Source organism: Erythrobacter sp. QSSC1-22B, assembly GCF_001678665.1.
GTDB lineage: Bacteria > Pseudomonadota > Alphaproteobacteria > Sphingomonadales > Sphingomonadaceae > Qipengyuania.
The window spans coordinates 114907-127563 of sequence record NZ_LZRP01000004.1 but is presented as its reverse complement, the minus strand read 5'-3'; the positions used below and the strand labels follow the sequence as shown (position 1 = coordinate 127563).

Here is a 12657-nt window from a genome sequence, read left to right as displayed (position 1 = left end):
ACCAAACAGACGAAGGGCGGCTCGCGGGCCGCCCTTTTCATATGGGCCTTTCGAATGGGGCCAGTGAACGGAGAGGACCGACATGACCGGTTACACGCAGATCAAGCTCGACATCGCCGATGGCATCGCCACTCTGACGCTGCATCGCCCCGAGAAGATGAACGCCTTCACGCGGGTGATGATGGAAGAGATCATCCACGCGATCGACACCACCGATGCCGACGACAGCGTGCGCGCGGTCATCTTCACCGGCCATGGCGACCGCGCTTTCTGCGCCGGGGCCGATCTGACGCCCGATGGCGGCGGCCATGTCTTCTCCGATCCCAATCCGGTCGAGGATCTGTCGAACGAACGGGTCCGCGATGGCGGCGGGCGGCTGGTGCTGCGGCTGTTCAATTCGAAGAAGCCGCTGATCTCTGCCTGCAACGGGGTCGCGGTGGGTGTTGGGGCGACCATGCAACTGCCGATGGACATCCGGCTCGCAGCCGACGAAGCGCGGTTCGGTTTCGTGTTCGCACGGCGCGGGATCACCCCGGAGGCCGCATCGAGCTGGTTCCTGCCGCGGCTGGTCGGAATGCAGACCGCGCTCGAATGGTGCATGACCGGGCGGATATTCTCGGCGCAGGAAGCGCTCGAGCGCGGGCTGGTGCGCTCGCTCCACCCGCGCGCCGAACTGCTGGACGCGGCGCGCGCGATCGCGCGCGAGATCGCCGACAACACTTCGGCGGTCTCGGTCGCGATGACCCGCGCCATGCTGTGGCGGCTGTCGGCGACCGAACACCCGATGATGGCGCACCGGATCGACAGCCGGGCGATCTATCGCCTTAGTCGCAGTGCAGATGCCAAGGAAGGCATCGCCAGCTTCCTCGAGAAGCGCCCACCTGCCTATCCCGACACAGTCGGCGATGACATGCCCGACTTCTATCCGTGGTGGGACGAGCCCGCCTATAAGTAGTTGCGGTTGAAACGGTCTTGCCAAGCGGGGAAGGAGGGCTAGTGTCCGTATCATGTCGAAACGCCAGCCTGCCCGCCAGCCTTCTCAGCGCCTTGCCGATTTCCTGCCCTATCAATTGTCGATCGCATCCAATGCGGTTTCGACGCGGATCGCGGAGCAATACCGGCGGCGGTTCGCGCTGCGGACCACCGAATGGCGGATCATGGCGGTGCTGGGCGACAGCGGACCGCTGACCCAGCGCCAGCTCACCCAGCTCACGCTGATGGACAAGGTTCCAGTGAGCCGCGCCTGCAAGGAGCTGGAGCAACGCGGTCTGGCCGAGCGCACGCCCAACGAAGCCGATGGCCGTTCACATCTGTTGCAGCTGACGACCGAGGGCCGCGGGGTCCATGCCGGCATCATGCCGCTGGCCAAGAAGATTGAGGCCGAACTGTTTTCCGTGCTCGACGAGGGCGAACGCGACCAGTTGCGCAATATGCTGGTGCGCCTTCGCGAAGCGGCCGGAGATTTCGACGCCGAAAGCCTGGTGGGCTAGATTCGCCAGACTTTCCTTGCAATCATCGCAAGATGTTTATCCTATTCCGCCGGAGAAAGCGTCGGTGATCGAACAGGCCGCCGGGCCAAGAATGACGATGAACAGCACCGGCAGGATGAACAGGATCAGCGGGATGGTCATGATCGCGGGTAGGCGCGCAGCCTTTTCCTCGGCGCGCATCATCCGCGAATTGCGGAATTCGGCGGACAGCACGCGCAACGCCGAGGCGAGTGGGGTGCCGTATTTCTCGGTCTGAACCAGCGTCGTTACCACGCCCTTGATGTCGTCCAGATCGACGCGATAGGCCAGATTGTTGAAGGCCTTCCGGCGCTCGTTGAGGAAGGATAGTTCGATCGCGGTCAGCGCGAATTCGTCGCCCAGCTCGGGATAGGCGCGGCCCAGTTCCTTGGCCACGCGATTGAAGGCAGCGTCGACGGTCAGACCCGCCTCGGCACAGATCACCAGCAGATCCAGCGCGTCGGGCAGTCCCTTGCGCATGGCATCGGTTCGCTTCTTGGCCTTGTTCTTGAGATAGATCTCCGGCCCCTTGTAGCCGACGCCGACTGCGGCGGTGAGCGCGAAGAGCTTCTTCATGTCGCCCCATTCGGGGAAGCTGTTGAGCAGATAGACGTAAAGGAATACCAGCCCGCCCAGGATGAGCGGCAGCGCCAGCCGGAGCCCGATGATGAGGACCGCCAGTTCCTTGTTGCGATATCCCGCGTGCGCCAGCTTCTGCTGGATTTCCTCGATCTGGCTTTGCTGCAGCACCTTCATGCTGTCGAGCGTACCCTTCACCCGATCGGTGGTGTCGGAATTGCGCAACAGCTTCTGCCGCTTCTTGGCATTGTTGGTGACGATGCCCGCCTTGAGTTCATCGCGGCGCTCGTTAAGCGCTTTGACCCGCCGGGCCATCGGGTCCCTGATCGTCACCGCAGTGTAGATCGCGAAGATCACGGCAACGGCGGCGATCCCGGCAAGGATCGAGCCGATCATGATGACGTCGAAGCCCAGAAGCGTGGGACCGGCGGGCGTATTCATTGTGTGCTCTCCGTCCCTTAGATTTCGAAGCTGACCATCTGGGCCATGATAAAGACCCCGATGCCCATCCAGACCATCCCACCGAGTCCGGCCACGATTAGGCGATCTTCGGTGAAAAACCCGCCGATATATTCGGGGTTGATCCACCAGATCATGCCGAACACGATGAAGGGCAGGGCGCCGACGATATAGGCCGAGGCTTTGGATTCCGAGCTCATCGCGCGGATCTTGAGCTTCATCTGCCCACGCTTGCGAAGAACGTCGGAGAGGTTCGACAATGTTTCAGCCAGATTGCCGCCGGTTTCGCGCTGGATGGCCAGCGTGATGCAAAAGAAGTTGAATTCGGGAATGCCGAGACGGTCGGCAGTCACCTGGAGCGCCTCTTCCATGGTCCGGCCGATCTTGGTGCGCTCGACGATGGATTTAAATTCCTCGCCAACGGGGCCGGCCACTTCTTGCGCGACGACGGCCAGTGTCTCGGTTACCGGAAGGCCGGATCTCAGGCCGCGCACGAGCAATTCGATGGCATCGGGAAATTTGGCATTGAACTGGTTGGTGCGTTTCTTGACGAAATAGCCGACCAACATGTGCGGTATGCCCGCGCCGCAGAGTACGCCGACACCCAGCGAAAGGGGCAGTGCCCCCGAGCGCAGGTATAGAATTACCGTGACCACAAGCATCAGTCCCAGCGAGGCGTAAGCGTATTGCGTCAGGGTCCAGCCCTTGCCGGTCCGGTCCAGCCGGATGGCCAGCGCTTCGATGCGCGAGGTCGAACCTGCGATCTTGTGCAGCTTCGGCTTGCGCGCCGCGATCGCCTTCTTGAACTGCGACTCCACCTTGGTGTCGGTACTCTCCGAATGGCGGAAACGCACTTGCTGCAGCCTGCGCTGGCCGACTTTGGCCGGAGACGGTCCGGAGAGCAGGGCATAGCCGAGCACCAGCATCCCGAGGGTGCCGGCTATGACCAGCAGGAACTGGATCGTGCTCATGTTGCGTCTCCGTCCATCTTCATTCCATCATGCGCCTATGGGCGCCAAGCGAGCGATGCCCGCTCTCCGCAGATCGGGCCTAGTCCGCGGTTGCTGCGACCGGGGAGACGGGCTTTGGCTTCTTTGCCAGCAGCGATTTGAGATCGAAGCTACCGAGCAACGATTTCTTGCTGACGTCGGCATCGTCATCGGGTTGTTGATCGACGCCGCTGATAATGCGCTCACCGAGCGATTTGATCGCCGAGGCAGCCTTGCTCTGGCTGTTCGCTTCGATGAACGGCTGACCAAGCTTGGCCGCTGTGGCGGCACCCTTCTGATCGAAGGGGATGGTGAAATCGATCTTGCGCTCGATCGAGGCTTCGAAATCGGATCTGCTGATCTCGGCGGTACCCGCTTGCACCTTGTTGGCGACAACGATGGGCACGGTGTGACTGGCATTGGTTTTGAGCCATGACAGCAACCGGATCGAATCCCGCGCCGAAGCAAGCGTCATCTCCGTGGCCAGCACCACGATGTTCACGTCGTTCAACAGGTGCGGGAAATTGATCAGCATGTTGCGCGGCAGATCGATGACCGTCATCTCGAAGGCCTGGCGAAACTCTTCCTCGAGCTGGAGGAAGGCCGCCCCATCGGTCATCAACGGAGCATTGATCGGTGCCTCCGCCGACAGGATGGCAAGATTGTCATGGGCGCGGATCATGGCGCGTTCGATGAACAGACCGTCGATCCGGCTGGGATTGTCGATCGCATCGGTCAGGCCGCGGCCCGGCTCCAGATCGAGCGCCAAAGCTCCGGTGCCGAAATGGATATCGAGATCCAGCAGGGCGGTGGAGAGGTGCTTGTTCGAAGCGAAGTACCAGCTGAGCGAAGTCGCCAACGTGGAAGCGCCGACACCTCCTCGGGTTCCCACGATCGCCGTCGAGACATGGCTCTTGACCGTCTCCGCATCGCCGGTGCGCGGCGCGCTGAACACCGTCTGCGCCTGATTGAGCGAATCGCGCAGCGCGGTCGCCGACAGCGGCTTGAGCAGATAGTCGTGGATGCCGCTCGCGAGCAGATCGCGATAAAGCCGCACGTCGTTGACCTGCCCGATCGCGATCACGACCGTACCGGGCTCGCAGACTTCGGCGAGCGAATTGATATCGTTGAGCGGATCCCCGCTTTCCGACAGATCGACCAGCAGAATGTTGGGGCTGGCGCTGACCGAAAGCGACTGGATGGCGTTGCGAAGGCCGCCCTTGTTGCACTTCTCCGGCGCCCAGCCGAGTTCGATGACGACCGGACGCAATACATCGAGCGCATTTTCGTCGCAGATATAGGCCGCGAAGGGATCGCGATTGTTGCCGGGCATGCCGGATTTCCAAGGTGCGTTCATGGCTTATTCCCCTCCGGTGTCGGCTTCGGCGAGCCCACCGACGCCCGTTGGCTCGGCCGCGCGATAGGCGTCGATCGCCTTGATCGATGTGGTGACGACGGTTTCGCCAGTGCCAGCCTGGCCCGCGATCAGATCATCCGGGTTGGCAACCATCGCGGCAAGGTTCGAATTCACGCCGCAACCGAAACCCGGAGAGGTGGCGTTGTTGTAATTCGCCTCGGTCTTCACCGACCAGTCGGGGCAGCCCGGAACCGAAGCTGTGGAACGGGTGATAACGACCCGGGCCTGACCGGGGGCTACATAGCCCTCGGTTACCGGTGAGCCTTCTGCCACCATCAGACCGTAGCGTCCGGCGAGCGAGGAGACCGCTTCGCGCGTCGCCACGGAATTGACCGGATCGTCGATCGAGATGCGGTCGCCATAACGCAGGTCCATCGCTTCGAACCAACCTGCAAGACGCTGCTGCTCGGTGATCGGCAGGCCGCCCTGAGGGGCGGCGATGTCGAGCGTGTAATTGGCGCGCTCGACCACCGGTTGCTTGATGCTGTAAAGCGAGCGGTTGTCCGCCATGCCGCCGCAACCGGCGAGCGCGACGCCGATCGTAAGGGCGACGGCCCCGGCGATCTTGCGATTGAAACTGGTACGCATGGGTCTAGATCCCCTCACTTGAAGCTGAAGCCGGGAGTGGCGACACCATCGGCACCACGCTCCTGGCGGCGCGGAGCCGCTGGCTGGGTTGTAGCCTGCGCATTCGGAGCGCGCAGAACCTGTGGCGCGACGGGAATGGCGTCGGATACTGTGGGGCCCGGACGGCTCGCTCCCGAAACCCCGTCGTTGTCATAATAGCCGAGCAGCGTCTGTGCCGTGTTGGGCGACTGATACCCATCGGTCGGCAGCGCGATGCGATTGCCGTCGATCGGCTTGACCAGATAGGGAGTGACCACGATGACCAGCTCGGTTTCGCCGCGGCGGAAATTGGTCGAGCGGAAAAGGTTGCCCAGGATCGGCACGTCGCCGAGGCCAGGGGCCTTCTCGATCGAGTTCTGCGAATTGGTCGAGAGCAGTCCGGCGATCATGAAGCTCTGCCCCGACCCAAGTTCCACCGTCGTTTCCGCACGACGGGTTATCAGGGCGGGAACCTGGAAGCCGTTGAGGTTGATCGCGCCCTGGGTGGACAATTCGGAGACTTCCGGGCGGACCCGGATCGAGATCCGACCATTCGCCAGCACCGTGGGCGTGTAGGCCAGACTGACCCCATAATTTTTGTATTCGATTGTCGTGGTGCCCAAACCCTGGGCAAGCGGGATCGGGAATTCGCCGCCGGCAAGGAACTCTGCGGTCTCACCGGAGAGGGCGGTCAGATTGGGCTGCGACAAGGTCGTCACCAGACCTTGCGTCTCGGCAAGGTCGAGCGCCGCGCCGATATCGAGACCGAGCAGTTGGCCAGCAAAGCCGAGCGTTGAGCCAATGTCGCTCCCGGTAATGGATGACTGACCCGGTCGAGTCACCCCGACGCCCAGTGCGCTGCCGGGGTTCAGAACAGTGGGCTGGCTGCCGGTAGACACGCCGAATTGAAAGCCGCCGGTGGTGTCGATTGTTGCCAGATTGGCGCCAAGCGAACGCACGAGCGAACGGCTGACTTCGGCAAAGCGGACCTGCAGGTTCACCTGTAGCGGCGTCGCCATACGCAGGCGGGTGATCACGTTGGTACCTTCGCCGACGAAGGCCCCGACCAGCATTTGGGCCTCGGCCGCATCCTCGGGTGCGGCGACGGTGCCGGTCAGAAGTACGGTGTTGGAACCCATCGTGGCGACCGAGATCTTGGCTTCCGGCATCGCGAGGGCGAGCATCTGGTCGATGCTGCCGAGATTGGAACCGACGCGGACGTTGGCCGACCAGATGATGTCGCCCGCCGCATTGCTGGCGTAGATCGTGGTCTCGCCGCCGGCGCGTCCGAAGACGTAAAGTTGGCGTTGCGACTTTACCTGGACGTCGGCGATCGTATCGTCGGCGACAAAGATGTCCGCCATGCTGCCGGGCACGTTGATGAGTTCGCCCTTGCCGATCGATATGACGATGCTCTGCGACGGCCGGACCGAGCTTTGCGCGGTGGCGACGGTCGTCGGAATGCTGGCCAGTGGCGCGAGCGCCAGGCTGGCGAGCAGCATTTTGGCAGTGAGACGGCGTTTCATTGGTCTAAGCCCCCTGATGGCTTGGGTTGTTCGGCCGCGGTCGGTTCCAGCGTCACCGCATGGTTCTCGCGATGTCCGCAGTTTGCTCGTCATCGAGAGTTTCCTACCGGGACTTCGGACGTTTCCTGTCCCCGCGTAACGCGCACCGTCGGTCCGCGCGGAACGACGCGGGTTTCGCCTGCGGGCGCAGGAGCACCGGGTCCCGCCGGCTGCATATTCATGCTCCGGTCCATATTCTGGGAGCTTGTCTGGGGCGGGATCGACGAGCGCTGGAAGCGCGAGACGTCGCCGCCGGTGGAAAAGGAACCGCGCGCGTCGCTCGGTCGGGCCATTGCAGCGCGCAGCAGTCTTTCTTCCTCTTCGGGGGTGGCATCGTCGGGAATGACGATATCGCCGCGGGCGAGGACCTGTTCCAGCTCGCTCTGGCTGTCAGCCAGCGAGCGCAGCGACAGGCTGAGAGTACCGATTTTTTCGGCGACGGCGATTTTTTCGGCGATCTTGGGCGTCACCTCGAGCGTAACGGTCCGCGTTTCCTTGACGACCGTCTGGCCTTCGACCACCTCCTGGGTGGTGGACTGGTCGGTCGCGAGAACGCGAAGGTTACGCAAGATGGTTTCCGATGCGTTCAGCGGCTGGCCCTCGGCCCCGTTGACGGTCTGGGTCAGCACGACATCGACCCGGTCGCCAGGAAAGACGAAACCCGCGACGCCAGTTGTTGAGGAGACGGGCACCGTGATTGCGCGCATGCCCGGGCCCAGCGCGGCGGCGAGGAAGCCGCTGTCGCCAGGGCTCACGAGCGAGCCCTGGGTAAGTGGCTGACCAGCGGTGATCGGATGGCGCACGACCGTTCCAAGCAATTGGGTCATGTCGGATTCGCCTTCGACGAAATAGGCATCGGCGACCATCTCGTTTGGCCACATCTGGAACCCGATGGCGTCGGCGGTGATGATCGTGCCCACGGGCAACGCCCGCTGCGCAACCAGAACCTTGGGACCTTGCGCAACGACCTGCGCCGCCTCGGCCTGTGGTGCCGCAGCACCCGCGAACATGCTCCGTGCAATCAGTGCCGTACCGATCGCAATGACCAGCGCGCCGACCAACAGAACCAGCTTCTTCCTATCCATGGCTTACAAGGCCCCTTGCTTGTCCGCCTGCAAGACGCGACGGACGACTATGGTTTCGGGGCATAGAGCCCGATTGGTTAAGATCGCGTTTTCAACCCAATGCCGCGGTGGGCATGGCGGAGACGAGATCGCCGGTGGCGAGAATCCAGATGCCCCCAGTCGCGATGGCGAGACCGTAGGGCACTCGAATTTGCTCATCCTGGCGGCGCAGTACCCGCAGCGAAGCCAGCGTGACCGCGGCCAGAAGCAGGACCGGCAACATGGCCAGCACGAGCGTCACGGCCAGATCTCCAGAGGCGAACTCGGCAAGGGCGGGCGGCATGGCGACCGTCGGTCCGCCCAGGACAGCGCTGGCGAAGGCAGCCGCAATCAGCGTGCAGCCGATCAGCACTCCGAGATCCCGGCGCGGGGTGACTTCAGCGCTTCCGGATCGCGCGACCTGCCAGATACCCATCACGAGCGTCAGCACCCAGCCGACCAACACCATGATGACCAGGAGATCGAGAAAGGCTGCCGGTGGCATCCACAGCGCCAGCGCGGTCAGCAATTTGACGTCGCCGCCGCCCATTTGCCTGATCGCAAAGAACAGGCAGCATATGGCGAAGGTCAATGCGGCAATACCCAGCTGGATCGCGACGCCGGGCCACAGGGCCAGCTCGCTAGCCCACCAGAACAGCGGCGCGGCCAGCGCGATACCCGCGTTCAGCCGATTGCCGATCGTCCTGCTGCGCAGATCGGTGACGACCGCCACCAGCAGTGCGATTGCCAATGCCCCGAGCAATACGTAGGTGAAAATTGCGTGCATCTCGTCCCCGAGGATCGTCCTTTGGGAGCGTGCTACAGGAACGTGCTTACCAAACGGTAACCATCGGAGGCGACCATCGCGGCGAAGCAACAGGACGAGGCCGAAGCTCGTGGAGACGTTCGAGAGGCCATCGATCGCCGGGAAATTCCGGCCTCGGCACGCGAATCGCACTGGATCGCTGCCGACGGTTATCGGCTGCGGCGCATCGACTGGCCCGGCGACGAAGCCAGTCCGCGCGGATCGATCCTGTTCCTGCCCGGTCGCGGCGATGCCTACGAGAAATACCTCGAAACGCTCGAGCAATGGCACCGCGCCGGCTGGCGGGTAACCGCGGCCGACTGGCGTGGGCAGGCAGGCTCAGGACGGCTCGGCACCGACCCGGTCACCGGCCATATCGACGATTTCGGCACATGGGTGGACGATCTCGCGGGCCTGTGGAGAGCATGGAAGGCCGCGACGCCGGGGCCGCATGTGCTGGCCGGCCATTCGATGGGCGGACATCTGGTCATGCGTGCGCTGGTCGAGCGCCGCGTCGATCCTTCTGCCGCGGTGCTGACCGCGCCGATGCTGGGCATGGCGGGGCCCCCACTGCCGCTGCGTGTGCAGCACTGGGTGGCCAAGCTGATGACCAGAATCGGTGCGCCAACGCGGCCTGCGTGGAAATGGAGCGAGAAGCCCGGCGAGATGCCGTCTTCGCGCCAGTCGCTGCTGACGCATGACGAGGCCCGTTATGATGACGAATTGTGGTGGCGCGAGAAGCGGCCCGAGCTGGTGATGGGGCCGGGTAGCTGGGGCTGGGTCGAGCGCGCCTACGCCTCGCGCCGCGTGCTCGATGCCAAAGGAGCGATGGAGGCGGTAACGGTCCCGGTGCTGCTCGTTTCTACCTCGAACGACAAGCTCGTCAGCCATGATGCGGTCGTCCGCGCGGCAGAACGCCTGCCGCATGGTGAACTGCTCGCCTTTGGCAAGGAAGCGCGCCACGAAATCCTGCGCGAGGCCGATCCGGTTCGCAATCGCGCGCTGGCGGCGATCGGCGATTTCCTCGACAAGGTCGCACCAGCGCTGTCGCAATGACGCGTTACGACTTCGCCATCGTGGGCGCTGGCATGGCCGGGGCCAGTCTGGCTGCAGAACTCGCGCAGGACGCGTCGGTCCTGCTGATCGAGGCGGAGGATCGCCCCGGCTATCATGCCACCGGTCGGTCCGCCGCCTTCTGGGAGGAGTGCTATGGTGGGCCGGAAATCGTCCCGCTCACGCTGGCATCGGGGCCATATCTGCGTGATCACGGGTTTCTGACGCCACGCGGTGCGCTCTATATCGGGCGCGAGCAGGACGCGGGGCTGCTCGACGCCTTCATGGGGCGATTCTCGGGAACGGGGGCGACGATCCACCGGCTCGACCGGGCGGATCTGCTCGAAAGGCTGCCCGACCTGCAAGCGCAATGGAACGCAGCGATAAGCGAACCGGCGTGTTCCGATATCGATGTTGCGGGTCTGCACGCCCATTACCTGGCGCTCGGGCGGAGCCATGGAGTGCGGTTGGAAACCCGCGCGCGTCTGGTCGCCGCGGCGAGGCACCGCGAGGGCTGGGCGCTGCGGACCGAACGCGGCGAGACCTTCACCGCGACCACGCTGGTCAACGCGGCAGGGGCCTGGGCCGACGAGCTTGCCGCGCTCGCGGGCGCGCGTCCGCTGGGCATCCAGCCGCTGCGCCGCACGGTGGTGCAATTGCGCACTGATCCGCCGCCGCGCTCCGATCTGCCGCTGGTGCTGGATATTGCCGGAGGTTTCTATTTCAAACCCGAGGCGGGCAAGCTCTGGCTCAGCCCGCACGACGAGGTGCCCAGCGCGCCCTGCGATGCCGCCCCCGAGGAACTGGATGTGGCCGAAGCGATCGAGCGCTTGGCGCAGGTGATCGACTGGAGGGTCGAGGCCGTGGAGCATCGCTGGGCGGGCTTGCGCAGCTTCGCGCCCGACCGGCGGCCCGTTTATGGCTTCGATCCGCAGGTGAGCGGTTTCGCATGGTTCGCGGGGCAGGGGGGCTTCGGGATCCAGACCGCGCCCGCTGCGGCGCGGTTGACTGCGCAATTGCTGCTCGGGCTCGATCGCGACCCGATGACCAGGGGGCTCGATGCCGCGCTCTATGCACCGGACCGGTTCGGCTAGGCCCGGGAACCGAAGCGGCCTAGCGCGCGGCAGCGATGCGTTCCGCTTCGTCGCTGGCGAGCTGGTCCACGCGGTCGTTCTCTGGGTGCCCCGAGTGCCCCTTGACCCAGTGCCAGGTCACGGTGTGACGCGCGGTCTGCGCGATCAGTTCGTGCCACAGGTCCTCGTTGCGCACCGGCTTCTTGCTGGCATTGATCCAGCCGCGCTTCTGCCAGCCGGCGACCCATTTGGTGATGCCGTCGATCAGATATTTGCTGTCGGAATAGATCTCGACCTCGCAGGGTTCGATCAGCGCGGCGAGGCCCTTGATCGCGGCCATCATTTCCATGCGATTGTTGGTGGTGTCGGGGTCGGCGCCCGAGAGTTCCTTCTCGTGCTGGCCAAGCCGCAGCAGCGCGCCCCAGCCGCCGGGGCCGGGATTGCCCTTGCAGGCTCCATCGGTGAACAGTTCGACGCGTTTCATGGGTGAAATCCCTAGCGCGGGCGCGGGCTTAGGCGAAGGCCCGATTCCCATGCTCGGCGTAATATTTCCAGCGACGGACGAAATCCATCGGATCCTTGCGGGTGACCAGCGCGTCGGCGGGGGTGTCGAGCCAGTCCTGCGCGCGGCTGGCGGTGAAGCGCAGGCAGGCCCCTTGCGCCAGCAGCGGCAATGCCTCGCGCTCGCCGGGCTCGAGCGGGCGCACCGATTCATACCCCGCGACCAGCGCTTGCCCGATCTCGGTCGCGAATTTCGTGCCGTGGCGATCGAAACACCAGGCGGCATGGGTGACCGCAAGATCGTAGGCCATCATGTCGTCGCAGGCGAAATAGAAGTCGATCAGTCCGGTCACTCGTGCGCCGAGCATGAGAACATTGTCGGGGAAGAGATCCGAATGGATGATCGAGCGCGGGAGGTCCTGCGGCCAGCGCGCCACGAGCTTGCGGGCCTCGCCGAGCCATTTCGTCAGCTCGAGATCTATCTCCGCCAGCCGCGATTCGCCGCACCGTTCGAGGATTGCCAAGCAGCCGTGAACATCCAGATCATTGGCGCGCGTACCATCGAAATCCGCCGCCGCGCGATGCACCCGCGCCAGCGCCGCGCCCACTGCATGGGCTTGCTGCGGGCTGGGGGTATCGGGCGAGATGCCGGGTAGATATTCGATCAGCGCAAGCGCCTTGCCGCCGAGACTGCGAAACGCCGCGCCGTCGCGGTCGTGGATCGTCGCGGGGACCGCGCAGCCTTGGGCCGCGAGATGGTCGAGCAGGCCGAGGAAAAACGGCAGTTCGGCAGGATCGGTACGCTTTTCGTACATCGTCAGGATAAAGCGTGCGCCGCCCCCCATTTTACCGGGACCGTCCGTTCCGCTCGTTTCAACCAGCCAGTTGCTGTTGGATACGCCCTCCGCGATGCCCTTGGCCGACACCAGTTCGCCGACATCATAGGCGGCGATCAGCGTGGCCAGATCTTCCGAAGCGAGATGGGTGTAGACCGCCACG

General features: G+C 64.1%; 13 protein-coding genes. 4 read left to right on the top strand and 9 right to left on the bottom strand.

Features of this window, described 5'->3' with window-relative positions:
* The first annotated feature begins 82 nt into the window (after window positions 1–82).
* Together A9995_RS08330 and A9995_RS08325 are read left to right on the top strand one after the other, a co-directional pair.
* Window positions 83–955 (top strand): crotonase/enoyl-CoA hydratase family protein, encoded by an 873-nt coding sequence (locus A9995_RS08330; protein ID WP_067611380.1) that lies wholly within the window; start codon window positions 83–85, stop codon window positions 953–955.
* 52 nt (window positions 956–1007) lie between these two features.
* Window positions 1008–1490, top strand: a complete 483-nt coding sequence (locus tag A9995_RS08325) for a MarR family winged helix-turn-helix transcriptional regulator (protein WP_067611377.1) — start codon at window positions 1008–1010, stop codon at window positions 1488–1490.
* 36 nt (window positions 1491–1526) lie between these two features.
* Here the strand turns inward: A9995_RS08325 and A9995_RS08320 are convergent, their stop codons facing one another.
* From A9995_RS08320 to A9995_RS08290, 7 genes are all read right to left on the bottom strand, one after another.
* A complete protein-coding gene (locus A9995_RS08320; protein WP_067611374.1) occupies window positions 1527–2528 on the bottom strand; it encodes a type II secretion system F family protein in 1002 nt (333 codons plus the stop codon).
* Between the two features lie 17 nt (window positions 2529–2545).
* On the bottom strand, window positions 2546–3517 hold the full coding sequence (locus tag A9995_RS08315) for a type II secretion system F family protein (protein WP_067611371.1): 972 nt from the start codon (window positions 3515–3517) through the stop codon (window positions 2546–2548).
* Window positions 3518–3596: 79 nt separating this feature from the next.
* Window positions 3597–4892 (bottom strand): pilus assembly protein CpaE, encoded by a 1296-nt coding sequence (locus A9995_RS08310; RefSeq protein ID WP_067611368.1) that lies wholly within the window; start codon window positions 4890–4892, stop codon window positions 3597–3599.
* Window positions 4893–4895: 3 nt separating this feature from the next.
* Complete coding sequence (locus A9995_RS08305) at window positions 4896–5540, bottom strand: CpaD family pilus assembly protein (protein ID WP_067611365.1); 645 nt, start codon at window positions 5538–5540, stop codon at window positions 4896–4898.
* A 14-nt stretch (window positions 5541–5554) separates the two neighbouring features.
* Window positions 5555–7084 carry a type II and III secretion system protein family protein gene (locus A9995_RS08300; RefSeq protein ID WP_067611364.1) on the bottom strand — a complete coding sequence of 510 codons (1530 nt, stop codon included), beginning with the start codon at window positions 7082–7084 and terminating at the stop codon, window positions 5555–5557.
* Between the two features lie 89 nt (window positions 7085–7173).
* Window positions 7174–8208 carry a Flp pilus assembly protein CpaB gene (gene cpaB / locus A9995_RS08295; protein ID WP_067611361.1) on the bottom strand — a complete coding sequence of 345 codons (1035 nt, stop codon included), beginning with the start codon at window positions 8206–8208 and terminating at the stop codon, window positions 7174–7176.
* Window positions 8209–8299: 91 nt separating this feature from the next.
* On the bottom strand, window positions 8300–9316 hold the full coding sequence (locus tag A9995_RS08290; RefSeq protein ID WP_369815821.1) for a prepilin peptidase: 1017 nt from the start codon (window positions 9314–9316) through the stop codon (window positions 8300–8302).
* Between A9995_RS08290 and A9995_RS08285 the strand changes: the two genes are divergently transcribed.
* On the top strand, window positions 9209–10087 hold the full coding sequence (locus A9995_RS08285) for an alpha/beta fold hydrolase (RefSeq protein WP_369815825.1): 879 nt from the start codon (window positions 9209–9211) through the stop codon (window positions 10085–10087). The two genes, A9995_RS08290 and A9995_RS08285, sit on opposite strands and share 108 nt — an antisense overlap.
* Window positions 10084–11178, top strand: coding sequence for an FAD-binding oxidoreductase (locus A9995_RS08280; protein WP_067611352.1), 1095 nt, complete (start codon window positions 10084–10086; stop codon window positions 11176–11178). Before A9995_RS08285 ends, A9995_RS08280 begins: the two co-directional genes overlap by 4 nt.
* Window positions 11179–11197: 19 nt before the next feature.
* On the opposite strand, the gene rnhA is transcribed toward A9995_RS08280, so the two are convergent.
* Together rnhA and A9995_RS08270 are read right to left on the bottom strand one after the other, a co-directional pair.
* A complete protein-coding gene (gene rnhA, locus A9995_RS08275; protein WP_067611350.1) occupies window positions 11198–11641 on the bottom strand; it encodes a ribonuclease HI in 444 nt (147 codons plus the stop codon).
* 28 nt (window positions 11642–11669) lie between these two features.
* Window positions 11670–12656: a homoserine kinase gene (locus tag A9995_RS08270; RefSeq protein WP_067611347.1), complete on the bottom strand. Its 987-nt coding sequence runs from the start codon at window positions 12654–12656 to the stop codon at window positions 11670–11672.
* Window position 12657: the final 1 nt, after the last annotated feature.

Bases quoted from the DNA above. Each gene is read 5' to 3' on its own strand.
- A9995_RS08330 (WP_067611380.1), top strand. From the start codon at position 83: ATGACCGGTTACACGCAGATCAAGCTCGACATCGCCGATGGCATCGCC.
- A9995_RS08325 (WP_067611377.1), top strand. From the start codon at position 1,008: ATGTCGAAACGCCAGCCTGCCCGCCAGCCTTCTCAGCGCCTTGCCGAT.
- A9995_RS08320 (WP_067611374.1), bottom strand. From the start codon at position 2,528: ATGAATACGCCCGCCGGTCCCACGCTTCTGGGCTTCGACGTCATCATG.
- A9995_RS08315 (WP_067611371.1), bottom strand. From the start codon at position 3,517: ATGAGCACGATCCAGTTCCTGCTGGTCATAGCCGGCACCCTCGGGATG.
- A9995_RS08310 (WP_067611368.1), bottom strand. From the start codon at position 4,892: ATGAACGCACCTTGGAAATCCGGCATGCCCGGCAACAATCGCGATCCC.
- A9995_RS08305 (WP_067611365.1), bottom strand. From the start codon at position 5,540: ATGCGTACCAGTTTCAATCGCAAGATCGCCGGGGCCGTCGCCCTTACG.
- A9995_RS08300 (WP_067611364.1), bottom strand. From the start codon at position 7,084: ATGAAACGCCGTCTCACTGCCAAAATGCTGCTCGCCAGCCTGGCGCTC.
- cpaB (WP_067611361.1), bottom strand. From the start codon at position 8,208: ATGGATAGGAAGAAGCTGGTTCTGTTGGTCGGCGCGCTGGTCATTGCG.
- A9995_RS08280 (WP_067611352.1), top strand. From the start codon at position 10,084: ATGACGCGTTACGACTTCGCCATCGTGGGCGCTGGCATGGCCGGGGCC.
- rnhA (WP_067611350.1), bottom strand. From the start codon at position 11,641: ATGAAACGCGTCGAACTGTTCACCGATGGAGCCTGCAAGGGCAATCCC.